Origin of the sequence: Hadarchaeum sp. (SeqCode), from assembly GCF_038871235.1 — an archaeon.
In the GTDB taxonomy this organism is placed as follows: Archaea; Hadarchaeota; Hadarchaeia; order Hadarchaeales; family Hadarchaeaceae; genus Hadarchaeum.
This window is the reverse complement of record NZ_JAVZIN010000007.1, coordinates 1-22,119: the sequence shown is the minus strand read 5'-3', so window position 1 is coordinate 22,119 and position 22,119 is coordinate 1. Positions and strand designations below refer to the sequence as shown.

Below are 22,119 nucleotides of genomic sequence, written 5' to 3'. Positions count from 1 at the left end.
TCTAATCGCCTAGCCTATCTCCGGGCTAGAATGGCAAAACTCGGCCTAATAACCTCAGTCCCTTATGCCAGCCTCAGTTATCTGAAAAGTTGCACTTTCAGGAGGCAATCCCGGGTGATCTATTAGCTGCGCCGTTCTAGTGTTGGCCTTGCCCTTTCTAAGATATATGCGAGCGGTGACCGCATGGCCCAGCACGTGGCCACCCACAGGTTTCGTTGGGTCACCAAAGAAAATATCCGGCCTCGCCTGCACCTGGTTGGTGACGAAGACGGCGATGTCGTTGAGTTCTGCCAGCTTGTGCAACTCAGCGATGTGGCGCCCCAGCTTCTGCTGTCGCTCCGCGAGGGCACCCCTCCCGCAATATTCGGTGCGGAAAAGCGCCGTCAGAGAATCTATCACCAACAGCTTGACACCGTCCTCCTTGGCAATCTCAGCAGCCTTCTCGGCCAGCAGCATCTGGTGGTCTGTTGTGTGCGCCCTAGCCACGTAGATTCCATCGAGTATCTTCTGAGGATCCTCGCCCAGAGCTATCGCCATCTGGGAAATCCTCTCCGGTCTAAAGGTGTTCTCAGTATCTATGTAAACCGCCTTCCCGACCAGACCACCCTGCTCAGGCGGAAGCTGTACATTAACACAGAGCTGGTGAGCTATCTGTGATTTACCGGAACCAAACTCGCCAAAGAACTCAGTTACGCCTTGAGTCTCAATTCCTCCGCCCAATATTTTATCCAAGCCTTGGCTGCCTGTAGTAACGCGACCAAGGTGTTTTCTTCTCTCCAAGACCTCTATGGCCTTCTCATAACCCATCTTCGAAGCATCCCGCGCCGAGTTTATCACTTTCATCGCTACCCTCAATCCAATCTCGGCGGCCTCCATCAGGTCACCAGCAGTAGCCACGGCGATGCTTTCAATAGAATCATAACCGGCCGCGCGCAGTTTCTCGGCAATTGCTGGACCTACTCCCTCAAGTTCCTCAAGTTCAACCATCTCATCATTCCCCATCTGACCTCTTCCCGTGACTATTCAAGCGTTTTTTGAGGAGGGGGGTAGCCGAAACTATTGTTCGAAGACCGGGAGACAATATTTTAGGCAGTAATTACATCATTACTTCTGGATCTGCATGGAAGTGGAAATTGAATCTCAGGATGTCGAAACCATCGCCGGAATCGAGAAACTGCTCAACTCAGTTATTTTGGTAACGGTAAAGGACGGTAGAAAATTCCGGGGTAAGCTGACGAGTTACGATGAACATATGAACATGATCTTAGAGAACACTGAGGAGCTAACGGAAAAAGGACCGATAAAACACCGATTCGTCCTGCTCAAGGGCGGAAACGTCACGGATATTTCAACTTAAATTGCCTTGACAACCTCCATCGCCTTAAAGCTCTCCAGCACCTTTTTGCCATCCTCGGTTAGCTTGTAAATTCCCTCAAACTCAGTCACTAGTCCTCTGGCAATGAGGGCGCTGAGGTGTGCCTTTACCGGCCACCAGTCCTCGGAACCATAAAGCTCCTTGAGCTCACGCAGCTTTAAACCGCCTTGTTTGGCGATGATGGTAAAGACCTTACCAACCCCAGCCTCGTCGGCCTTCAGCCAGTTAATATCCTCGGCGACTCCCATGCTATCACCTTAACTTTATCAGTGAAGATAAAAGTACTCACCCCTCGCCTTCTGCTCCCTATCCAGGGCGCTGTTGGGCTTGTTGGCCCTCGGGCGTCCGGTCTGGGGGTCCCTCCGGAAGGTCACGCCCACCTCCTTCAAAAAGAGGTTCATGCCATCGCGCATCCCCAAGGGGCCATGTGTCCTGCCCTCCTTGCTGGGTTCACCGGTAAAAACCAGCAATCGATCCGAGATGTAATCGATGCTGAGCACATCATGATCTACCACGAAGGCTGCGGCTTCCTTCTTCTCCATGGTTCTCCTGATGCACTTGGACATATTCAACCGCTGCTCCACATCTAGATAGGCACTAGGCTCGTCAAGCAGATAAAGGTCGGCTCGGCGCCCCAGACAAGCGGCTATTGAGACGCGCTGCAACTCACCGCCGCTTAGGCTCCTCAGTTCCCTTTCCATCAGCGGTTCTATCTCGAGCGGTTGTAGAATATCCGGGACAAAGGAGGGGTCAAAATCACCCAGCTGTTCATGCAACCATTTCTCAACTGTGCCATCAAAATCAGCCTTCAGATACTGTGGCTTATGCGACACGGAAAAATTAAAATCAATTTTGCCAGAGGTGGGCTTAACTTCGCCGGCCAGTATGCGGACGAAGGTGGTTTTTCCCACAGCATTCGGGCCTACAACTCCAACCACCTCACCGGCAAAAACCTCGCCCGGTGAAACCTCCAGCCGGAAATCCTTGAAGGCCTTGACCAACCGGGGATAACTCAAAAGTGGTTTCCCACCCGACCCGACCTTTGAAAGCGGCCTCAACTCAAATTTTATGGGCTCCCTCCGGAACATGATATTTTCCTCAGGAAGATAACCATCGAGAAAAACGTTTATCCCGCCTCTGACGCCTCGTGGAGAAGAGACAACTCCATAAACTCCCGGTTTACCATAGAGGACGTGCACATAGTCGGAAACATAGTCCAGCATCGCCAAGTCGTGCTCCACAACCATGACTGCCTTGCCCGCGGCTGCCAGCGACCTGATCACCGCCGCCGCGTTCAAGCGCTGATGAACATCGAGGTGTGAGCTGGGCTCATCGAAAAAGTAAATGTCGGCCTCCCGGGCAACCGCCGCCGCTATGGCCAAACGCTGCATTTCCCCACCGCTCAACATCCTTATCTCTCTATCAAGAAACTCCTCGAGCGCTAGGGAGCGAATCAGTTCCTTCACCACGCCGCGCTGGTCAATTTTTTCAAGTAATTTCAGGGGTTTTCCCTTGACGGCCTTGGGCAGGTCATCGACTGCCTGCGGCTTGTAAACTATCTTGATCTCATCGATTTTTTTGAAGTGGTTCTGAAGCTCCGAGCCCTTAAAAAATTCGATCAACTCCTTCCGGGTCGCCTCCTCCTTACCTAAATTGGGTTTCAAGCGTCCGGCTAGGATCTGAAGCGCCGTCGTCTTTCCCACCCCATTCGGACCCACCAGCCCGGTGACGCTACCGGCGCGCGGAATAGGTAACTCAAAGAGGGCGAAGCCGTTGGGTTGATAGCGGTGAACACAGCGGCCCTCGAGCTGGCTGGGAAGGTTAATGATGCAAATCGCCTTCAGGGGGCACTTATGCACACAGATCCCACAACCGCTGCACAGCTGCTCCGATATCACCGGCCTGCCCGTCTTTTCGTCAACTACTATCGTCTCATCACCGGTTCTGACGCCGGGACAAAAGCGATGGCACTCTAATGAACATCTTTTCGGCTGACAGAAATCTTGCCGTATTACCGCGAGTCTAGGCATGGCCAATCCCTACTGGTATTACACTAACTTTTAAAAGAACCACACGTAATGGGCATTGGTGGAAAGATGAGGACGGCGTACCTGCTGGGAATCATCGTCTTCCTCGTCATCGTGCTGCCTCTCCTTGGATTTTTCCTCGGTGGGGGCTGGGTTAAGCTGATTGCCCAGATCATCCTTACCATCGTGTTGATTGTGATCATAGGCGCCACCGGGATTTTCGGTTACATCTGCATCAAGGCTCAAGCGAGAAAGTGGGGCGTGGGATTAATCTTGGTTGCCATAATTTGCCTGTTGATTATCTTCTGGATCTGGACGGGCAAGCCTCTCCTGATCTAAAACCGAACAAGGACGGTTCCCCTCAATTCTTTGCCCCGTACTTCCCAAGCTATGGAACGTCAACGATTAACAGGCTAAAGGCAATTATTCTGTCTTTTTCCAAAATTCAGCATTGAGCTGCTTGGCCCGGTCGTTCAGCTTCATCATGATTAAATCGCGCGCTTGGATGCGCTCCAGATCGCTCTCGAACGATGAACTTAAGCTCTCCAGACGCGGTCTAGCAAAGATTTCGAAAGCTAGGTTGATGTCCCGATCGGTCAGGGGGCCGTCCTTGACCTTGTCGGCGAGGAATTCCGCCGTCTTCTGGACTATCCAGTCCAGTTCTGAGGACTCAATCACCGAATCCACCAAAAGAACTTTTAACACTCTTTTATAAAATTACTTCGGCGATTGAATGGATGTCTTCGAGGCGATCAAGGGACGGAGGAGCATCCGCGGCTTTATCCCTGAACCCATTAAAAACGCCGATCTGGATAAAATTCTGGAGGCGGGAATAGCCGCCCCCAGCGCGGGGAATTGCCAGCCTTGGGAATTTGTCATTGTTAAGGACCTGAAGAACAAGCAAAAGCTGGTTCAGGCGGCCCGGGGCCAGAGCTTCTTGGCCGAGGCCCCAGTCGTTATTGTAATCTGCGCGGACATTAACCGAACCGCCAGCCGCTATGGTGATCGAGGGAGAAACCTCTACTGCATTCAGGACACAGCAGCCGTGGCACAAAATATCCACCTCGCGGCCTACGCCCTAGGCTATGGCACCTGCTGGGTTGGAGCCTTCGATGAAAAAGCTGTCGCTGAAGCCATAAAGGCGCCCGAGGGAATTAGGCCGCTGATAATGATTCCGATTGGCAAGCCACGCGAAAAGCCAAAGCCCACTCCCCGGACACCGTTGAAGGAAAGAATACATCTGGAAACCTTTTAAAGAAAATTCTCCAACGATGGCTCATCCGCCCCGATAAATGTCGGCGACCAAGAGCGACTCAGCATCCAGCATCTCCAGAAAGGTCCTTTGAACACGGGCGATGCTTTCCCCACAGGCAATGGCAAAAACCGCGCGCCCGATCATGACCTGGCTGGCGCCAATGGCCCCGGACCTCTCAGCCGCTCTGGCCAGCTCCTTCAGCTCGTCGTCGAAAAGTCCCAAATTCTCCGCAAACTCCTTCGAGGCGGTGATGAAGTTATAGACGTCCGGCCGTTCCATCATTTTTTTGAAAGCCAAGGTCCCCACTTCTCCGGCGCGCCTCCTGAAATCCGCTTCGCTCAAAAGTTTCTTCGAAGGAATGGGACCCAAAGTGGCGCAGATAATTTTAACCTCCCGGGGCACTCTTATCCCCTTCCATCTTCCGTATGGTGGTGCACCGGGCTCCAAACCAATGACAAGACCACCGTGAGCTTGGGCGCCCACGTCACCCAGCCCAGTGCAGCAACGCACTTCAGCCACGTGGGCCGCTGTCACCAGTTGGCGTCTTGACAGGCGCAGGCCCAACGCCTTGGCTAGGGAAAAAGCCGTGCCCAAAGCCCCGGCCCCGCTTGCTCCGTATCCGGCGCCCACCGGTACCTCACAGAAATGATCTACTCTCAACCGAAAAGTCTCTTCCACCTGGCTCAAAATTTGCTCCGCTACCGTCAACGTCGTCTTAGCCTCGGGTGCCGGCTTGCCATTAATAAACACCTCCACCCTGTTGCGGTCGGAACTTTCAACATTAACCTCCGTTCTTACACCAAAATTCAAGCATGGCCCACAGTTCCTTGATCCCGTCCTCTCAGGTGTGCTGGCTTCACAGGGTTGAAAAAAACCGGAGATGTGGGCTGGAACAAACGCTGCTGCGCTTGAAGGCTGTTTTCGCAATTTCAACGATTCCGCCAGCCTGACCACCAGCATCTTAAGCTTTAGCCACAGCCAAATCCAAGATCACTCCTGCAATCTCTGTCTTAGTGGCCCTCATTTTTCTCCAGCCTGATCTCGTGACGATCAGAACCTCGTTGGTGTCGGTGCCAAATCCTGCTCCTGGCCGACTCACGTCATTTGCCACCACCATATCGAGACCCTCATTCAACTTGGCTTCTGCGGCGTGAAAGAGTTCCTCATCGCTAACCCCACATTCTGTCTTAAAACCGATCACGAAGGAACTTGGGGAGAACTCGCGCACTCCTGAAAGAACACGGGGAGCAGGAATCAACCTGAGCGTCACCGGTTCCGTATGTCTGAGTTTACACTCAGATGGTCTTTCCACAACGAAATCCTGAGGAGCCGCTGCAGCAACAACTATGTCGGGTCGCAACTCCAGCTCCTTCACAAAGGCATCTCGCATCTCCTGTGTCGTCTGCACTCTGATCACCTTCACCCCAGTTGGTGGGATCTCGGTGCCGGGACCATAAATCAAAGATACCTCGGCGCCTCTGGCCGCAGCCGCGCGGGCTATGGCCAGACCCATCTTTCCCGAACTCCGATTGGTGATTATCTTGACTGGATCTATCGGCTCGATGGTGGGGCCAGCCGTGACCAGAACCCGGCGACCAGCCATGTCTTTAGGACCCAGTGTCCTGATGACAACTTGAACTATCTCTCCAACCTCGGCTATCTTGGCCCTACCCTCCTCAATTTTCGGCCCTATGACTTGGATACCGACCGAGCGGAGCCTCGTCAAGTGCTGCTGAAAGAGTTCATGGGCAAACATCGACGCATGCATCGCTGGAACCACCACCACGGGCTTTTTGAGCCCGAGGGCAACCGAGACGACGGAGGTCACCGGGGTGTCATCAATAGCGCAGGATATTTTAGCAATCGTGTTAGCGGTGGCCGGTGCCACCAGAACTAAGTCGGACCACTCCGCCAGCTCCACGTGCTCCAACCTGCCGGTGAGCCTGACGACGACCTCGTTACCGGTGGCCCAGTGCATCAGTTCCGGCGTTATCAGCTGGGTGGCCTGCTGGGACATGCAGGTGCGCACCTCGGCCCCCTGGCGCATGAGTTCCCTTGCCAGCTCAGGACACTTGACCGCGGCAACGCTACCCGTGATACAGAGGGCAATCTTGCGGCCGCTTAGTTCTGAACCACTCGTGCCCTGTATATCCTTTGACGGATGCATAAATTCACCATGGGCTTTCCATCGCGCTTAAACGTTGTTTGGTCCGTAATTTAAAGCTTAGTCGCTAAATCCTAGATTGGTTCAGTTTTTTACCGTGGACGTCGATCTCGCCATACCGAATTCTTATTGAGGAGATCGGCTTGCCGTCCTCGGCCAGGACAAACGGGATTTCCACGATTTCCAGAGGATTCAGGCCCTTTGAAATCCGGATCCTGTTTATCTCCTCAGCCCTCGCTCTTGTCTCCGGGCTGACAACTATCGCATCGATGTTCCTGTCGCTGACCGCGGTCCCGTAAGGATCCGATAAAACATTTAGTTCCGTGCGCCCTAGCCAGCCCCGGTTGTGCAGCTCATTCAGAAGCCTCCATAATCTGATGGGTAAAGGTTGGATGCCGGCGGAGTCCTTCATAAGGAGCTGCTGCATCTCGTCAGAGCAGATGCCTATGGTAACCCGTTCCCCAATCTCATAGGCCCTGGAGATAATGGCAAGGTGTCCATTGTGCAGGTAATCAAAAGTGCCGCCGACCACAACCTTCCGGAACTTCAAACCACCACCGACCTCTAGAGTTCCCTTTCAACCTCAGACCATCTTTTTTTCAGCGGGACGTGGGTAAAAGGTTTGGCCTCCGGTCCCAAGTAGTCGGCCACAACATGTCCGTCTCCGAGCAAGTAGTATTTTGAGGTGGTCAGCCCTTCAAGACCAACCGGGCCGCGGGCGTGGATCTTGCCTGTGGAAATGCCGACCTCGGCCCCAAGTCCATAGCGGTAGCCATCACTGAACCTAGTGGAAGCATTGAGCATCACGCTGGATGAGTCGACCTCGGTGAGAAAGAGCCGGGCGTTCCTTCCGTTCTCGGTTACAATGGCATCGGTGTGTTTGGAGCCGTATGTGTTGATGTGGTCTATGGCTTCTTGAATGCTGTCGACCACCTTGATTGAGATGATCAGATCCAAATACTCGGTGCGCCAGTCCTTCTCCGTGGCCCGTTTGGCTTCGGGAATGATTTTCCTCACCCTTTCGTCGCCCCTAATTTCAACACCGGCTTCAGCGTAAAGTTTTCCCAGCGGCTTTAAAAATTGCTCAGCGATTCTGCTGTGCACCAAGATCGTCTCCACAGCGTTACAGACGGCCGGATACTGTACCTTGGCATCGTAGCAGATCTTTAACGCCTTCTCGATGTCGGCGTCGGCGTCCACGTAGATGTGACAGAGCCCTTCAGCGTGCCCGAGGACTGGGATGTTGGTGTTCGCCTGAATGAACTTAACGAATTCCTTGCTTCCTCTGGGAACCAGCAGATCAATATATTCGTCCAGTCTCAGCAATTCCCTGACCTCCCTTCTGGCCTCGATCAGCTGGATCCACCCGGGCGGAATTCCAGTCGCCTCACTGGCTGCTTTAATCACGTTGAAGAAGGCCTCATTGGAGCGCCGGGCCTCGCTGCCCCCTTTGAGCACCACCGCGTTTCCCGACTTTAAACAGAGCACTGATATCTGTGGCAGGACGTCGGGGCGGGCCTCGAATATCGCGCCGATAACTCCGATGGGGCAGGAAACCTTGTAAAGCTCAAGGCCCCGATCAAGCTCCACGGCATACAGAGTCCGTCCCACGGGGTCCTCAAGCTCCGCAACACTTCGAACCATCTTGGCGATCTCCTTCAGCTTGTCCTCGGAAAGCTTGAGCCTCTGAAATAGTGGAGAGGAAATTCTACCCCTCTTTAAGAGTCCTTCGGCTGCCTTCAGGTCCTCAGCATTGGCCCTCAAAAGTGCCTCTTTATTCTCTAGGATGGCCGAGGCGACCTTCAGTAGGGCCGAATTCTTGACCTCGGTGGTGATGGTGGCCAGTTTCAGGGCCGCCTTCCTAGCCGCAGCCGCCTTTTCAAGGACCTCGCTCATCTTAATCTCACCGGAAGAAACAAGGTACCGATTTCCTCTCCGTCCAAAATTCTCTCCAGAACCTTCTCCTCGCTGCTGCTGGCTATCACCACTGGGATACCTTTCTCCGTCACCATCCGGGCCGCCTTAATCTTGGTGAGCATGCCACCAAAACCCCGGGAGGCCTTATCCACGTACCGTTCCACGTTCAGCGACCCATCAACCGTCTTAATCAACTTACCACGGTTTCCCCGTTTGGAATAGCCCATATAAAGACCATCGACATCGGTCAAGATCACGAGGAGATCGGCCGAAGCACCTATGGAAACATAAGCGGAGAGGATGTCATTGTCGCCCAGCCTTATCTCATCTGAGGCCACGCTGTCGTTCTCATTGACTACCGGGACCACACCCCACTTCATTAACGTGGCAAGCATATTCCTGAAGTTCCGGTAGCGCCGGGGGTTGCTGAAGTCCTCCGCCGTTAGCAAGATCTGCGCCACCGGCTGTTGATACTCGCCAAAATACTTGGAGTAAACCTGCATCAGCATGCCTTGGCCCACCGCAGCTGTCGCCTGCAAGGCGGGGATGTCCTTGGGTCTGCCGTCAAGGTTGAGACGGCCAATACCTGCCCCAATGGCTCCCGAAGAAACCAAGATGACCTCCTTGCCCCGCGACCGCAGCCCCATCACGTTGGATACCAGCCTGCCGATCTTCTCCGGGTCAAGGCGATGGTTCTCATCGGTGATGCTGCTGGTGCCTATCTTAACCACAATCCTCTTCGCCTTAGCTAGCTGTTTCCTCACCGTCTGTTGGTCCATCTAGGCCACCATTGGAATTCTCTTTAACTGCGACAGCACATAAGACCTTATCCTGTCCACGGACTTCTCCTCCGCCACGATTTTTCCACCTTTTATCAATGGCTGTAACAGCGGTGCGGTTCCTCCGCGACAGGCAGGACATCGCGGCGCTCGCTCCCCAAACGGCGTCACCACATCCTTCAGACACCTTCGACATCTCCAGACCTGCTTTCTTCCCCCGAGTTTTCCTCGCTTGGCCACGGGCTTTCCATCCATCTCGACTATATCCATGGCAAAATCAATCGTGGGGGCATTGCTCAGAGAGGTCCCGATCCCAAAGCCGTCCACTCCTGCATTGACCAGCTCGGTTATGTTCTGGTCGTTTATCCCCCCTGAGACCACTATCTTCACCTGACGATGGCCACGGATGTCTAGTTCCCATCTAATCTCTTTGATTATCTCGACGAAGTTCCCCCTCCTCGAACTCGGCGTGTCCAGTCTGACTCCCCAGAGATTTTTACCAAGGGCCTCGGCTGCCATGATGGCCTCCGCCTTCTCGTCAAAGTAGGTGTCAACCAGCGCCACCCTGTTCACCTGCCGCGGGATCACTTGGTCGAATGCCTTCCAAGCTTTCACCTGATCACCGAAGACAACGATCAGGGCGTGGGGCATTGTCCCCATCGGCTCCTTTCCAATCTTCTTTGCACCAGAGAGGCTGGAAACCCCATTAAACCCGCCAATGTAGGCCGCCCGGTCAATCATCGGGGAAAGGGCCGGGTGGACGCGCCTGATGCCGAAGGAGACCAGCAGCTTCTCCCAGGCCAGCTTTCTCAACCTAGCCGCCATCGTGGCCACGCCCGATGCTTGACAGATCAGCCCCAGCATTGGTGTTTCTAGCTCGCAGAAACTACCATAAGGTCCCGCGATGACAATGACGGGCAACCTGTTTCCAAAATGATCCTGCGGGCGGAAAATGGTTCCCTCAGGGATTGCGTAGACATCGACCGGATAGCCCTCAAAGAGGGTGGCCACCTCATCCAAGCCGCAGAGGACCCCCCAGGGCCAGCCCTCCGGGAGCCCTCCTGCAGTCACCTCCGCAATCACTCTTTTTCCATCAAGCCCCTTCGCCTTCAGGACTTGGCTTGTCCGGACGAAGTAGATATCGGTGGTGGCGCCCTTTTTTATCTCCTCATCGGAGGCAACGTTGAAGGTTCTCATTTTCCCCACCCTTTGATTATTTCCTTAGAATTTGTGATTTGCGCGCCGTAAATTCTCCTCATATATTCCAAAGCGCGCTCCTTGTCCCTTTCGTCCGGGGAGGCCACACAGTCCTTCGGAATCACCACCCGGTAGCCGTTGAAGAAAGCCCCGGCCGCTGAGTGTTGGATGCATATCTCAGTTACGACCCCGACCAGCACAAGCTCCTCGATGCCCTTTTTCTTGAGAAGTCTCACCAATCTGGGCACCTGAAAAATATCATAGGTGCGCTTGGAGATCACTGCCTCGCCCTTGAGGGGGCTCAGCTCTGGGATTACTTCAGCCCCCCTAGTGCCGGCCATGGCGTGCTCGCCCCAGACCCGTAACTCGGGATCGGCTGGGGTGTGGGCATCGCAGGCATGAATCACCGTAACTCCCTTGACTCTGGCGGCTGTGAGTAGCTGCTGAATCCGGGGCACGATTTCCAGAGCACCCTTGAAACCGAACTTACCCGTCACGAAGTCGTTAATCATATCAATAACGATCAATGCTGCCCTCAAAAATTATCCCCAATAATGATAGTCCCGCTAAATAAATATCACAGGCTCTTCGGGACTGAAAGCTAAAAAATCACGTTGACCGGCAAACGCGCTTGAAGAACTCCAGTATTGTAATGCCAACGATACGGCGTCCTCGGTATCTGACTATCACATCCTTACTGGTCAGCTCAGAATCTTCGGCGGGATAAACCCCGCCAAAACTGAGGTAAAGGACGTCATGAACGCGGTCATAAAAGGCATCGATGTCCTCAACATTTTTTATTACCGCTTCCACAGGATCAGCCTTCCTCCCACCATTTTTTCTATTTGCGATGTTGCTGAAACCGTACTCACGTCCCCACCCTCCTGATATGGGACCAGCAGCCACTTACCTGAAAAGTAACCGGCCACGATCCTCTTGACGGCGATGTTCTCTCCATACTTGCCTGCGAGGACAAAATCAGGTTCCGAGACTGCGGTGACCACCTCTTGATCCAGCCGCTTCATCTTGACCATCTCCGGATGTCGGGCGAGGGTGATTCTGAGTGTGGAAAAATTGAGACGGACATCGTTGTCGAACACCGACTGAACCAACACCAAGATGACCCAACGACAATTTTTGTGCTGGTTATTTATAAGCGATCAATCGCCGACTTCACCCTTATTTTACCGGGAAGGCAAAAGATAGTGGGTTCGGCTTGAAAAAAATTAAGAGGTTGAAAGGAGAACTCGAAAGGCGCGGCCTAGATGCTTACCTCTCCCTCAGGAACACCCGCTACTTGGCCGAAACCACCGCGGCCAAGGCAGTAATTGTACCGGTCGACGGTGAACCTATTTTGATCTGCAGCCGACTGGAGCTGGAGCGGGCCAAGAGGGAGAGCAAGATTAAGGACATCAGGGGCTTTTCCAGCTGGAAGGCCCCGCTGCAACGAGGTGAAAGGGTCTTTTTCATGGAGCTCTGGCAGCTCATCGCCAAGGTACTCGAGGAAATCGGCTCCCGCTCGGTTGGATATGATGGTGGAGACAGGAACTTCATCAGAAAAATCCGCGGCCTGCATGAAGCCGGCTATCTGCTGTCACCGGAAGTCGTGCAAAACCTGCGGATGATAAAATCATCTGAAGAGCTGAACCTGCTGCGAAGATCGGCAAAAATAGCGGTGCTCGGGATGAAGCTGGCGGCGGAACTCATCGAACCTGGTAGAACTGAGCTTGAGATTGCTGCTGAGATCGAGTATGAAATGAGAAAGGCGGGATCGGAAGGGACCCCGTTCCCAACCATCGTCGCCTCGGGTAACAATTCTTGGTTGCCACACTCAACCGCGACCTCGAGAAAGCTGGGAAAGGAAGAGCTCGTCGTCGTTGACCTGGGCGCGATATTCAACGGTTACGCCTCTGACATGACGCGGACGTTTGCTCTCTCGCCAAGCAGGAAACAGCTCAGGATTCTTCAAGTGGTCAAGGAGGCACAGCATGCTGCCCTGGAAAGGATAAAAGATGGGGTAGAAGCAAGAATTGTGGATGCCGCCGCCAGAAGGTTTATCGGGCGGGCGGGATTCGGAAAATTCTTCAACCACGGCGGCGGCCATGGGGTGGGGCTTGAGATTCACGAGGCCCCGAACCTATATCCACTATCGCGGGACACCCTTCGCCGTGGGATGGTACTCACCGTGGAGCCAGGTGTTTACATCCCGGGTGTTGGGGGAGCTCGCTGGGAAGATACGGTGGCGGTGAAAAGAGACGGCTACGCGGCGCTGACTCGCTGACAAAATTTTTAAACCAAGCGGGTCGTTTTCTTTATGAGTGCCATGAAAAGAACCTGCAACCTTGAGAAAAACAGACAGAAATGCAACTGCACCTACGAGCCCTGCCCGAGAAAGGGCATCTGCTGCGAGTGCCTCAGGTACCACTGGGAAATGGGAGAGCTGCCCGCCTGCCTTTTCCCGCCAGAGGTCGAGCGAATCTACGATCGATCGTTACGAACATTTTTAGAGTACTATAAGGGGCGGGTTTAAGTAATTATAACCCCATATAACACGAGATGTTTCTGAGCTGGAGGTGGTGAGATGAAAGAAGTATCTGATTCCATTAGGGGTTCAACCGTCTCAAATCTAACCGTTGAGGAGATCATGACTAAAAATGTCATCACCGTTGAAACCGAGGAACCCGTGTTCAGCATGGTCAAGAAGATGATAAACAAAAACGTCGAGTGTCTCCCCGTGACCAAGGCTGGAAAGCTGAAGGGGCTGATAACATTCCGTGATGTCATCAGAAAAGTCGTCTATGAGGGGAAGGATCCCAAGAAGATGAAGGCCAAGGATGTGATGACTAAATCGGTGGTGACCTGCTACAATGACGCCACGGTGCTGGACGTGGTTAAGCTGATGAAAAACAAAAGGCTGCGGAGAATACCGGTCATCGACAGAGACGGAAACTTGGTTGGACTGATCACCAACTTTGACCTAGCCATCATCGGCTGGGATGTGGACTAAACTTTTCAAGATACCACCGGCCTCAATAATTACTTAAACCTCAGACGGCGATTATCGGAAGGTGGTGGCTTGGTTAAAAGGGAGCGATGGCGACAGGATTTCAGCGGATGGTTCAGCGACATGCTCCAGGAAGCTGACATCATGGACACCCGCTACCCAGTGAAGGGATTGTATGTCTGGAGACCGTATGGGATGAAGCTCCGCAATCTGGTTTTTTCGATCCTGAGGCAGCTTCATGAGAGTTCGGGTCACCATGAAGTGCTCTTCCCGCTACTGATACCTGAGACCTTGTTTCAGAAGGAGGCCGAACATATCAGGGGTTTCGGTGGACAAGTTTACTGGGTGACTCACGGTGGAAATCAGAAGCTGAACATCAGGCTAGCCCTGCGCCCAACCTCGGAAACCTCCATGTATCCCATGTTCGCCCTGTGGATCAGGACTCACGCCGACCTGCCGATCAAGGTCTACCAAGTCGTCAACGTCTTCCGCTATGAAACTAAGATGACCAAGCCCATGATCAGGTTGCGTGAGGTCACCACGTTCAAGGAGGCTCACACTGCTCATGCCACCAAGGATGAGGCGGAGTCGCAGGTCAAGGAGGCCATCAAAATTTACCAGAAATTTTACGATGAACTCGGCGTGCCCTACATCGTCAGCAAACGCCCGCCTTGGGACACCTTCGCGGGCGCGGTTTACTCCATCGCCTTTGACACCATCACCCCAGACGGAAAGGCGCTGCAGATCGGCACCATCCACAACTTGGGACAGAATTTCGCCAAGGTTTACGGGCTGAGGTACGAAGGAGTGGATGGCAAGCACCACCTTGTCTATCAGACCTGCTACGGGATTTCCGAGCGGGCGGTGGCGGCGGCGATCATGGCTCACGGGGATGACGACGGACTCTGTCTGCCGCCTCAGGTTGCCCCGGTCCAAGTGGTGATTATCCCGATCCCGTTTAAGGAAAGGGAAACTCCGGTGGAAAAGGTCGCTGGTGAGGTAAAGGAGGAACTCACTGCTGCTGGCATCAGGGCCCATCTTGATAACCGCGACCTGCGCCCGGGCAACAAATTTTATTATTGGGAGCGAAGAGGGGTGCCGCTCAGGATTGAGATCGGCCCCAAGGATGTGGAAAGGGAGCAGATCACGGCCGTGCGTCGTGATACTGGCGAGAAGCTCACCATCGCCAGAAAATCCCTGAAAACCCAGCTGGTCCAAGTTCTGGAGCAGATCACCAATCACCTTCGCGAGAGGGCTAAAAAATCGTTCCAAGGCTTTGTAAACTCGACCACAGATCTGAAGTCAGCCAAGGAGTTGCTGAAAAAACGGGGGGGTATTGTTAGAATTCCCTGGTGCGGTCAGGAATCCTGCGGCAAACAGATAGCGGAGAAGACTGAGGGAGAAATGCTCGGAGAGGAAATCGACAGCGCGCCCACGCAAACCGCTAAATGCCCCATCTGTTCTCGGCAGGCGACGGTAAACGCGCTCTTGGCCAAGACTTATTAAGATCACAGCATGTGGACGGATACACGTCTCTAACCCAAACTCTTTTTTACAGCTCATTAGTAGCAGAAGTCTGCAAATCAACCCACCAACCATTGTTCACCACTTTGATTTACAAAACTCAGCCAATGTCACGGGCGGCCTTTCTTCATAAAACCAGATATCTTAGAATGTGGGATAAACCAAGAACGAAATCAGCGCCTAGAAGGCTCCACAGAAAGATAAACAGAGGGGAGCTGTTTCTATCCCGCGGAGTTAAGTACCGCAACGATTGGAGGCTCTATAACTGGCCGATCTCGCCCGAAGCTGTGGGCTTGGTGTTCCAAACGAGGAGAATCGGATTTAACAGGAAACCGGTTAATCAAGTCAAGCGCTGAACGGCTTCTAGGATCTCCGGCTCGGTCGGGAATCCCGTCGGTCCTTTGTATCTGACCTTCAAACCTGCAGCGGCCACGGCAAATTTCGCCGATCTCAAGACATCCCGCGTCGCCAAGTATCTGGTGAGAAAGGCCGCCCCGAAGACATCGCCAGCTCCGGTCATGTCCTTAGCCTCAACCTTAAGAGGATTGATCCTGACCAACCCTCCCTCGCTCAAAACCGTCGTCGGCTCGCCGCCCCTAGTGACGATGACCACCCTCGGACCCATCCTCTGAAGGCCGCGCATACCCTCCTCAACGTCACCGCCGAGGACAATCGCCTCCTCCCTCCCCAGCTTGACGATATCAACATGGCTGAGGAACCCCGAAAGATCTCTAGCTCTAATCCCGACCCTGCCATCAGCACTGATAACTCTCAGAATTCCCTGCGGGTCCAGCATCACCAGGTTAGACTCCCTCTTGACAAACTTCAGCAGCTCCGGCGTGATCTCGTTGGCAATCGGTGAAACATAAAAAGCCCTCGCGTCCAAGTAGCGGCTCGGGATGTCCTCGGGAGTTATCCTTGGCGCCACGTGCTTGCAGACCTGGGTCCGGTTCCCCTGCTCGTCATAGATGTTCTCAAAGGTGGTTGTGTACTCGCCGGCGACGTAGATCCCCTCGGTGTCGAGCCCGAGTCTGCTGTAAATGGGCGGGAACTTCTCGGTGAAGTCGACGCCCACCTTAGCCACAATGCCCACCTCCTGCTTCAGGGCGGCAAACTGCAGCCCTGAGTAGGTGGGTGCGCCGCCAAGGACATTTTCCACCACTCCCCAAGGAAAGACGTTGATGTCCAACGCCACGTGCCCGATGACAACGACATCCGGCGCCATCAGTTGTCCCTCCTTCCAGCTATGAAGTCCTCCACTGCCTGCCTCGCTTGGTCATCCGGTATCTGAACCGGTGGATGTTTGAAGAAGTAAGCGGAGACTCCAATCAGCGGCCCGGCGATGCCACGGTCGAGGGCCAGCTTCACCGCCCTGACGGCATCGATGACCACGCCGGCGGAGTTGGGCGAGTCCTCAACTGAAAGCTTGACGTCGATCGTCAACGGGATGTCGCCGAACTTGCGGCCCCGCAGGTAAATGTAGCAGACCTTATTGTCCTTAAGGAAAGGAACGTAATCACTAGGGCCAATCCTGAGCGGGACTTCATAGGGCACCTGGCTGGAAACCGCCTCGGTCTTGCTCACCCGCTTTGAACTCAGCCGCTCCTCCTCAAGCATATTTAGGAAGTCGGTGTTATGCACTAAGATGTTAGAGCAAACGAATCTCTCATATCTAGGAACGCTTAAATCATAGACGTGCCGTGGCTCGGCGGGAAGTTCCCTGACCTCTTTCACCTTCACGAACCTTATGTCTCCCTGGCAAAGTTTTCTCAGTTGTTCCCGAACTCTCCCATCTTTAACGCGGTCGAGCTGCGAGAGGACTATCCGGCCCTCTACCGCTGGCAGTCGATATGGCGTCGTCGGTTTAATTCCAGCTTCTTCTATTAAACGGATCTTGGGTATGAAAAATTTATCAAAACTTCTGCTGGCCACAACCTTTCTGATAGCTTCATTTTTCTGGCGCTGAATGAACCCTATCTTCTCCACAAAGCGTTTGAGCATTTCACGGGAGGAAATGACACAGTGCCACAATCTAGCGGACTGGTAGGAAGGTCCCCAGCTGCTTTCTCCACCGTCCTCGCTAAACACAGCCGAATAAATGCCGACCCTCAAAAGCAATGTTTGGATGTCCTGGATGAGAGGCTGCGACACAGAGGTGCATCTTACCTGTTTTCCCACGAGACAACCATCACCGCTGAAGTAGCCCTTCAAAACCTGAGCCACTTGCTTCTCCGGCAGGTCGAAGACAAAATCAGGTACCTTTTTTGTGTAACAGTTACCGTCTAAGCCAAAGGCCCTTTTCATTATCGTCCCTATAGTTTTAGACCTAATTCTCACCGCAACTTTTTTGTCACCGCGGATCTCGTACTGGACATTAAAGTTTTTGGCCCATCTATTTATTACCTCCAAACATTCAGGATCATTACCCACGCCAATTTCTAGATTGGCAGCTGAATCTTTTCTATCAAATGACCCATCCGCCAGCCAGAGCCCGACTACCTGCAGAAACTCGTCAGTGATAGGAAAGTTCACTGGGATGCTAATTTCAGGGTGATTGTGAACAGAAAGAAATTCTTCCTCTGCTTTCACCGCCCAGGCGCCATCGAAGTAGGGGGTGAGATCTCTCGCGTCCACTTCCTCCCTATCGTCCACAAGCTTGGCCGGTACGACCACGAAAGTCTTGCCAGGTTTGAGTTCTCTCCCTGGAAGCGGCTTCAATCTCCCGTCGTCGCCTATGGTGAAAAGGTTATGGTCCCGCGTTATCCTGATCTTATGTCCCTCGGCCAAGGTAACTTCCAAAATAGGTTCTGAGATCTTGTGGCGGATCAGCTTCGTCACCGGTGCTAGAACCTGCTGATAATCGTCAGTGATAGTGAAACATCTTATCTCCTCCTTCATGGTCGAAGTTTCTAGCACCTCTTTTCCATCCCTGAGGCTTACAGGGTACTTTGCCATCATCTGATCTATGAAATCACCGATTCTCACCCTAGTCAAAACTCCATCCACCTCAAGCAGAATTTCCTCATCACCGGTTACGCTGTTGCCGCCGATGTTCAGCTGGTAGCTCTCCTCCAGCTTGACGCCTCGGTCGATCAGAAGCTTGGCTAGCGTCCGGTGCAGTATCGTCGCGCCCACCTGTGACTTGATGTCGTCGCCAGCGCAGGGCAACCCGGCCTTTTTAAAGCGCTCCCCCCACTCCTTTCCTGAGACAATGAACTCAGGTATGCAGTTGATGTAACCGCAGCCCGCCTCGATCGCCTGCTGGGCGTAGAAGCGCGAGGCCTCATAGCTGCCCACGGGAAGATAGCTCACCAAGATGTCGGCCTTTGCTTTTCTGAGTTCCTCCGCCACGTCCACCGGCTGCTGCGTGGGGTCAACGGGGATAACCGGCTTGAGGTACTTGCCGAGGCCGTCTAAAATCGGACCTCTCTTGACCTCCACGCCCAGCCTCGGCACCTCGCAGAACTTCTTGGTGCAGTTGGGCGGAGCGAAGATGGCCTCGGATAAATCTCGACCAACCTTGTTAGCGTCGACATCAAAGGCGGCGACAGGCTTGATGTCGCGAATGTGGTAGCCGCCGAAGTTGACGTGCATCAGTCCGGGAACAAACTGATCCTCCCGCGCCTCCTTATAGTACTCCAAGCCCTGAATCAGCGATGAGGCGCAGTTACCGACACCAACGATTGCCAATCTGATTTCAGCCACACCATCACCCCAGCACATCCACCAACTTGAAGAGGTAGAACTTTCCCTTCCTTTCCAGCGCAAAGCCCACCTCAGCTCCGTCCTTGCGGTGCTGCAGCAGCTCCTCCAGCTGCGACCCTCTGAGGAGATAGTCCTGCCCTGACTTAACATCCAGAAACAGTTTTTTTCCGCCCTTTTCAACACGAACGTCTATCGGCCTTCCCGCAGGGAAGACGGCACTCCAGCCGCGGGCCGCCAGCAGTTGTGCTAGTCGCCTTTCCGCGAGCCTCCACTGGCGGGCCCTTGTCTCCCCGAGCTGGGAACGGCAGGAGGGGCACCTCCGAGGGACCCCGCGCGGCCTCCACTCGTAGCCGCAGTTCTCACAATGTAAACTTGTTACAACCATATTTCAACCTATGAAATATATCTAAAAATTAACTATTTAAGGCTTGCTAACCACTTAATTTTGGTTTTCTATGGCCATGGCAAGGATAAAACGGAAGACCACGACCGAGATGATCTGGCCCTACTTCCTGAAGCTGCTCCAGGAGCGACCCATGTATGGATACGAGCTGCGCCAAGAGACCCAGAAACGATTCGGCTGGAAACCGCCCACGGTGACCTCTTATCTCGTTCTCTACAGTCTCGAGAAAGGGGGCTACGTCACGGTTTCCTGGAAGGAGCAGCGGGGCAAGCCGGCGAGGAAGTATTACAAGATAACCAAGAAGGGAGAAGACCTACTGCAGGAAGCGATAGATTATTTTAAGGAAACCTACACCAAGCTCGCCGCTTAGTGCAACCTCTGTCTGGTTACCAACATCCTCTGCACGGCAGTTAGATTTGCAATCACGGCGATAATGACCACCGCGTAGAGTGTCAGGCTCAGCAGGGCCCCGATCGCCAAAATTATTAACCTCTCGGCCCGCTCGGCAAATCCTACGTCCAGCCGTCCAGAACCAGCGGCCTCAGCTCTGGCCCGAGTGTAGCTCACCATGAAGCTACCCGCAATTGCCAGCAATCCCCAGAGCCACCCCCAGCCCAGCATAATCTCGGGCTCGGCAATCCGGTGGTGGATAAGCGCGTAGATGATGCCGGCATACAAAAGGAAATCCACGTAGCGATCGACGACGGAGTCCAACACCCCGCCGAAGGCCGTTTCCTTCTGAAGCAGCCGGGCAACGGCTCCGTCGATGATGTCAAAAAATCCCGCCACCAGCAGGACCATTCCAGCGAGGAGCTGCTCCCCCAGGGCAAAGAGAAGAGCCGCGATGATGCCGAAAACCAACCCTAGCAAGGTGAGCGCGTTCGGGCTCAACCCACTCCTAGCAAAAAGTTGGGCCACCGGCGCTATCAAGTCCTTAACCCTCTCGCGGACCCGGCTCAACATGTCAACTTCCACCAGCGGAAGCTTTTTTCTCCGCCGCCATAAGGGTTTTGGAGACCATGATATATTTAGGCCCCGCCGGAGTCCCCATCTCCAGCAAGGACCACACTACCCTCGGCGGCCTAAAGCAGGTTGCAGCGCTGAAGCTGAACGCGATGGAGATCGAGTTCGTCCGCGGCGTGGCGATGAGCAACCAGACCGCCGAGGAGGTCGGCAGGCTGGCCCGGGAGCTGAAGATCGAGCTCTCCGTTCACTGCCCCTACTTCATCAACCTCTGCTCCACGGACAAGAAGAAGCTTGAGGCCTCAAAGAAGAGAATTCTCGATTCCGTGGAGCGCTGCTACCATATGGGTGCCCGGATCGCCGTCTTTCATCCCGGCTTCTACGGCTCGCTGACCCCAGAAGCTGCTTACCAGGTGGTGAAGGAGGCCGACCTTGACATGCTGGACAGAATGAAGGCGATGGGTGTGAAAGGGGTGGTGCTGGGCCACGAGACCACAGGCAAGATAAGCGCCTTCGGGTCGCTCGAGGAGCTGGTGAGGCTCTGCCAAGAAGTCCGCGGCTGCGAGCCCGTCGTCGACTTCGCCCACCTCTGGGCCAGAAGCGCGGGGAAAATAGATTATGGAAAGATCTTCGACCAGCTGGAGCCGCTGAAGTTAAAACATCTGCACACTCACTTCACCAGCATGGAGTGGACGCCGGCTAAAGTACCCGGGACGGGGAACGAGCGACGCCATCTGCCGATTTCCTTCGACCAGCCGCCGGTGGACCCGCTGGTCAGGGAAGTCATCAGGAGAAACCTAAACATCACCATAATCTCTGAATCACCGGTTCTGGAACAAGATTCGCTGATTTTGAAGAAAAAGTTTGAGAAGTTAGGCTACCGGTTTTAACGCCCGGGGCAAATCCTGCCGGGCCACCGCCTCCTGCTTCCCCGTGACCATATCCCTAACAATGACCTGTCCCTTCTTCAATTCCTTGGGACCGATGACGACCACCCGTTTTACTCCGATGGCGTTGGCATATTCCATGGCCTTGCCGAACTTTCGCCCCATGAGATCGATGTCCGCCGCCAATCCTGCCCGGCGCAGCTCGGTGACTACCTCCATCGCCTCGGCACGGACGCTCGCGTCAACCGGCAGAACCAGGCAATTCAAACGATCCTTGAGCGGCACCATTTTGCGCTCCAACAGCGTTTGGGCAATTCTGTCGATCCCGAAGGCAACTCCAACCGCGGGCGTCGGCTCCCCGCCCAGCTGCTCCACCAGCCCATCATAGCGACCGCCGCCGGCGACCTGGACGCCGCCAAGGTAGACCTCAAAGACAAAATCGGTGTAGTAGTCAAGGCCGCGGGCAATGCCGAGGTCAAGTGAGAAGTTCTTGACGCCTAGCGAGGGCAGATAATCTATGATGGCTTGGAGATTTCTCAGCGCCGCCGTAGCTCTCGGAATTCCGCGCAGGAGAGGCGTTGCCTTCCCTAGAATTGAAACCTCACCCCGCAGGGCAATGAGTTCCCGCAGCAGCTTTTCCTCGGCGGGCTTTATCCCGGCCCTTCTGACCTCCTCGCTGATGCGGCTCTCCTCCTTAGAGTCCACAGCTCTGAGGATGGGGTCTTGGGCCTCATTCTTAACACCGGCGTGGGAGAGGAGTTCGCGGAGAAGGCGGATGTGCCCCAGCCTTAGCTCAAAATCGGCAAAACCGAGATCCTCCATGATGTGGCTGGTCAGAGCGGCTACCTCAGCGTCGGCGGCGGGGTCATCTGTGCCGATAATCTCCGCCCCGGACTGAAGAAACTGTCGCCACCGCTTC

25 protein-coding genes and 4 pseudogenes are annotated in these 22,119 nt (G+C 54.2%); 9 read left to right on the top strand and 20 right to left on the bottom strand.

The features are described 5' to 3' along the window. Positions 1–54 precede the first annotated feature (54 nt). Positions 55–978: pseudogene (gene radA / locus QXT02_RS04300) on the bottom strand (DNA repair and recombination protein RadA); the annotation flags it as partial. Positions 979–1,120: 142 nt separating this feature from the next. Here radA and QXT02_RS04295 point away from each other — a divergent pair. After that, entirely contained in the window at positions 1,121–1,357 is a 237-nt protein-coding gene (locus QXT02_RS04295; protein ID WP_342812129.1) for an LSM domain-containing protein, read from the top strand. Here the strand turns inward: QXT02_RS04295 and QXT02_RS04290 are convergent. Both QXT02_RS04290 and QXT02_RS04285 read right to left on the bottom strand, forming a co-directional pair. Then, a complete protein-coding gene (locus QXT02_RS04290) occupies positions 1,354–1,623 on the bottom strand; it encodes a hypothetical protein (RefSeq protein WP_342812128.1) in 270 nt (89 codons plus the stop codon). The genes QXT02_RS04295 and QXT02_RS04290 overlap by 4 nt on opposite strands. An 18-nt stretch (positions 1,624–1,641) precedes the next feature. Next, on the bottom strand, positions 1,642–3,405 hold the full coding sequence (locus tag QXT02_RS04285) for a ribosome biogenesis/translation initiation ATPase RLI (protein WP_342812126.1): 1,764 nt from the start codon (positions 3,403–3,405) through the stop codon (positions 1,642–1,644). Between the two features lie 66 nt (positions 3,406–3,471). Here QXT02_RS04285 and QXT02_RS04280 point away from each other — a divergent pair, with 66 nt between their 5' ends. Beyond that, positions 3,472–3,741 carry a hypothetical protein gene (locus QXT02_RS04280; protein WP_342812124.1) on the top strand — a complete coding sequence of 90 codons (270 nt, stop codon included), beginning with the start codon at positions 3,472–3,474 and terminating at the stop codon, positions 3,739–3,741. A gap of 84 nt (positions 3,742–3,825) precedes the next feature. Here the strand turns inward: QXT02_RS04280 and QXT02_RS04275 are convergent, their stop codons facing one another. Then, positions 3,826–4,080, bottom strand: coding sequence for a hypothetical protein (locus QXT02_RS04275; protein ID WP_342812123.1), 255 nt, complete (start codon positions 4,078–4,080; stop codon positions 3,826–3,828). A gap of 55 nt (positions 4,081–4,135) precedes the next feature. Here QXT02_RS04275 and QXT02_RS04270 point away from each other — a divergent pair, with 55 nt between their 5' ends. Continuing rightward, complete coding sequence (locus QXT02_RS04270; protein ID WP_342812121.1) at positions 4,136–4,657, top strand: nitroreductase family protein; 522 nt, start codon at positions 4,136–4,138, stop codon at positions 4,655–4,657. 21 nt (positions 4,658–4,678) lie between these two features. Here the strand turns inward: QXT02_RS04270 and QXT02_RS04265 are convergent, their stop codons facing one another. The 9 genes from QXT02_RS04265 to QXT02_RS04225 form a co-directional block, all read right to left on the bottom strand. Further along, on the bottom strand, positions 4,679–5,617 hold the full coding sequence (locus QXT02_RS04265; protein ID WP_342812119.1) for a pantothenate kinase: 939 nt from the start codon (positions 5,615–5,617) through the stop codon (positions 4,679–4,681). Between the two features lies 1 nt (position 5,618). Continuing rightward, entirely contained in the window at positions 5,619–6,824 is a 1,206-nt protein-coding gene (gene coaBC / locus QXT02_RS04260) for a bifunctional phosphopantothenoylcysteine decarboxylase/phosphopantothenate--cysteine ligase CoaBC (RefSeq protein WP_342812118.1), read from the bottom strand. Positions 6,825–6,888: 64 nt separating this feature from the next. Continuing rightward, positions 6,889–7,371, bottom strand: coding sequence for a phosphopantetheine adenylyltransferase (locus tag QXT02_RS04255; protein ID WP_342812117.1), 483 nt, complete (start codon positions 7,369–7,371; stop codon positions 6,889–6,891). A 14-nt stretch (positions 7,372–7,385) separates the two neighbouring features. Further along, positions 7,386–8,723: a glutamate-5-semialdehyde dehydrogenase gene (locus tag QXT02_RS04250; RefSeq protein WP_404980436.1), complete on the bottom strand. Its 1,338-nt coding sequence runs from the start codon at positions 8,721–8,723 to the stop codon at positions 7,386–7,388. Further along, complete coding sequence (proB, locus tag QXT02_RS04245) at positions 8,714–9,517, bottom strand: glutamate 5-kinase (RefSeq protein ID WP_342812115.1); 804 nt, start codon at positions 9,515–9,517, stop codon at positions 8,714–8,716. The genes QXT02_RS04250 and proB overlap by 10 nt, the downstream gene beginning before the upstream one ends. Further along, positions 9,518–10,714: a nicotinate phosphoribosyltransferase gene (locus tag QXT02_RS04240; RefSeq protein WP_342812114.1), complete on the bottom strand. Its 1,197-nt coding sequence runs from the start codon at positions 10,712–10,714 to the stop codon at positions 9,518–9,520. Continuing rightward, positions 10,711–11,253 (bottom strand): isochorismatase family cysteine hydrolase, encoded by a 543-nt coding sequence (locus tag QXT02_RS04235; RefSeq protein ID WP_342812112.1) that lies wholly within the window; start codon positions 11,251–11,253, stop codon positions 10,711–10,713. Before QXT02_RS04235 ends, QXT02_RS04240 begins: the two co-directional genes overlap by 4 nt. A 70-nt stretch (positions 11,254–11,323) precedes the next feature. Beyond that, positions 11,324–11,527 carry a DUF2283 domain-containing protein gene (locus tag QXT02_RS04230; protein ID WP_342812111.1) on the bottom strand — a complete coding sequence of 68 codons (204 nt, stop codon included), beginning with the start codon at positions 11,525–11,527 and terminating at the stop codon, positions 11,324–11,326. After that, a complete protein-coding gene (locus QXT02_RS04225) occupies positions 11,515–11,832 on the bottom strand; it encodes a hypothetical protein (RefSeq protein ID WP_342812109.1) in 318 nt (105 codons plus the stop codon). Before QXT02_RS04225 ends, QXT02_RS04230 begins: the two co-directional genes overlap by 13 nt. 98 nt (positions 11,833–11,930) lie before the next feature. Between QXT02_RS04225 and QXT02_RS04220 the strand changes: the two genes are divergently transcribed. From QXT02_RS04220 to proS, 4 genes are all read left to right on the top strand, one after another. After that, positions 11,931–12,995, top strand: a complete 1,065-nt coding sequence (locus QXT02_RS04220; protein WP_342812108.1) for an aminopeptidase P family protein — start codon at positions 11,931–11,933, stop codon at positions 12,993–12,995. A gap of 42 nt (positions 12,996–13,037) precedes the next feature. After that, entirely contained in the window at positions 13,038–13,244 is a 207-nt protein-coding gene (locus QXT02_RS04215; RefSeq protein WP_342812217.1) for a DUF6485 family protein, read from the top strand. A 51-nt stretch (positions 13,245–13,295) separates the two neighbouring features. Beyond that, positions 13,296–13,721 (top strand): CBS domain-containing protein, encoded by a 426-nt coding sequence (locus QXT02_RS04210; RefSeq protein WP_342812107.1) that lies wholly within the window; start codon positions 13,296–13,298, stop codon positions 13,719–13,721. A 69-nt stretch (positions 13,722–13,790) separates the two neighbouring features. Then, a complete protein-coding gene (proS, locus tag QXT02_RS04205; protein ID WP_342812105.1) occupies positions 13,791–15,224 on the top strand; it encodes a proline--tRNA ligase in 1,434 nt (477 codons plus the stop codon). A gap of 358 nt (positions 15,225–15,582) precedes the next feature. Here the strand turns inward: proS and QXT02_RS04200 are convergent, their stop codons facing one another. The 5 genes and pseudogenes from QXT02_RS04200 to QXT02_RS04180 all read right to left on the bottom strand — a co-directional run bounded on the left by QXT02_RS04200 (position 15,583) and on the right by QXT02_RS04180 (position 19,332). After that, positions 15,583–16,467, bottom strand: coding sequence for a carbohydrate kinase family protein (locus QXT02_RS04200; RefSeq protein ID WP_342812104.1), 885 nt, complete (start codon positions 16,465–16,467; stop codon positions 15,583–15,585). Next, positions 16,467–16,877: pseudogene (locus QXT02_RS04195) on the bottom strand (inositol-3-phosphate synthase); the annotation flags it as partial. The pseudogene QXT02_RS04195 and the gene QXT02_RS04200, both read right to left, overlap by 1 nt. 9 nt (positions 16,878–16,886) lie before the next feature. After that, a pseudogene (locus QXT02_RS04190) lies at positions 16,887–18,293 on the bottom strand (LAGLIDADG family homing endonuclease); the annotation flags it as partial. Then, positions 18,282–18,965 (bottom strand): annotated as a pseudogene (locus tag QXT02_RS04185) (inositol-3-phosphate synthase); the annotation flags it as partial. The pseudogenes QXT02_RS04190 and QXT02_RS04185, both read right to left, overlap by 12 nt. Further along, on the bottom strand, positions 18,952–19,332 hold the full coding sequence (locus QXT02_RS04180; RefSeq protein ID WP_342812102.1) for a hypothetical protein: 381 nt from the start codon (positions 19,330–19,332) through the stop codon (positions 18,952–18,954). The pseudogene QXT02_RS04185 and the gene QXT02_RS04180, both read right to left, overlap by 14 nt. 76 nt (positions 19,333–19,408) lie before the next feature. Between QXT02_RS04180 and QXT02_RS04175 the strand changes: the two genes are divergently transcribed. Then, complete coding sequence (locus QXT02_RS04175) at positions 19,409–19,720, top strand: PadR family transcriptional regulator (protein WP_342812101.1); 312 nt, start codon at positions 19,409–19,411, stop codon at positions 19,718–19,720. Here the strand turns inward: QXT02_RS04175 and QXT02_RS04170 are convergent. Beyond that, complete coding sequence (locus tag QXT02_RS04170) at positions 19,717–20,325, bottom strand: CDP-alcohol phosphatidyltransferase family protein (RefSeq protein WP_342812099.1); 609 nt, start codon at positions 20,323–20,325, stop codon at positions 19,717–19,719. The two genes, QXT02_RS04175 and QXT02_RS04170, sit on opposite strands and share 4 nt — an antisense overlap. 44 nt (positions 20,326–20,369) lie before the next feature. Here QXT02_RS04170 and QXT02_RS04165 point away from each other — a divergent pair, with 44 nt between their 5' ends. Continuing rightward, positions 20,370–21,203, top strand: coding sequence for a TIM barrel protein (locus tag QXT02_RS04165; RefSeq protein WP_342812098.1), 834 nt, complete (start codon positions 20,370–20,372; stop codon positions 21,201–21,203). On the opposite strand, the gene QXT02_RS04160 is transcribed toward QXT02_RS04165, so the two are convergent. Further along, positions 21,186–22,119 (bottom strand): HisS family protein (locus QXT02_RS04160; protein WP_342812097.1); only part of this gene is annotated, 934 nt, incomplete at its 5' end. The genes QXT02_RS04165 and QXT02_RS04160 overlap by 18 nt on opposite strands.

What these genes read in the sequence shown, in the direction of transcription:
- QXT02_RS04210 (WP_342812107.1), top strand. Translation starts at nt 13,296, where the DNA reads ATGAAAGAAGTATCTGATTCCATTAGGGGTTCAACCGTCTCAAATCTA.
- QXT02_RS04280 (WP_342812124.1), top strand. Translation starts at nt 3,472, where the DNA reads ATGAGGACGGCGTACCTGCTGGGAATCATCGTCTTCCTCGTCATCGTG.
- QXT02_RS04175 (WP_342812101.1), top strand. Translation starts at nt 19,409, where the DNA reads ATGGCAAGGATAAAACGGAAGACCACGACCGAGATGATCTGGCCCTAC.
- QXT02_RS04270 (WP_342812121.1), top strand. Translation starts at nt 4,136, where the DNA reads ATGGATGTCTTCGAGGCGATCAAGGGACGGAGGAGCATCCGCGGCTTT.
- QXT02_RS04200 (WP_342812104.1), bottom strand. Translation starts at nt 16,467, where the DNA reads ATGGCGCCGGATGTCGTTGTCATCGGGCACGTGGCGTTGGACATCAAC.
- proB (WP_342812115.1), bottom strand. Translation starts at nt 9,517, where the DNA reads ATGGACCAACAGACGGTGAGGAAACAGCTAGCTAAGGCGAAGAGGATT.
- QXT02_RS04290 (WP_342812128.1), bottom strand. Translation starts at nt 1,623, where the DNA reads ATGGGAGTCGCCGAGGATATTAACTGGCTGAAGGCCGACGAGGCTGGG.
- QXT02_RS04215 (WP_342812217.1), top strand. Translation starts at nt 13,038, where the DNA reads ATGAAAAGAACCTGCAACCTTGAGAAAAACAGACAGAAATGCAACTGC.
- QXT02_RS04285 (WP_342812126.1), bottom strand. Translation starts at nt 3,405, where the DNA reads ATGCCTAGACTCGCGGTAATACGGCAAGATTTCTGTCAGCCGAAAAGA.
- QXT02_RS04265 (WP_342812119.1), bottom strand. Translation starts at nt 5,617, where the DNA reads ATGCTGGTGGTCAGGCTGGCGGAATCGTTGAAATTGCGAAAACAGCCT.
- coaBC (WP_342812118.1), bottom strand. Translation starts at nt 6,824, where the DNA reads ATGCATCCGTCAAAGGATATACAGGGCACGAGTGGTTCAGAACTAAGC.
- QXT02_RS04180 (WP_342812102.1), bottom strand. Translation starts at nt 19,332, where the DNA reads ATGGTTGTAACAAGTTTACATTGTGAGAACTGCGGCTACGAGTGGAGG.
- QXT02_RS04295 (WP_342812129.1), top strand. Translation starts at nt 1,121, where the DNA reads ATGGAAGTGGAAATTGAATCTCAGGATGTCGAAACCATCGCCGGAATC.
- QXT02_RS04240 (WP_342812114.1), bottom strand. Translation starts at nt 10,714, where the DNA reads ATGAGAACCTTCAACGTTGCCTCCGATGAGGAGATAAAAAAGGGCGCC.
- QXT02_RS04165 (WP_342812098.1), top strand. Translation starts at nt 20,370, where the DNA reads ATGATATATTTAGGCCCCGCCGGAGTCCCCATCTCCAGCAAGGACCAC.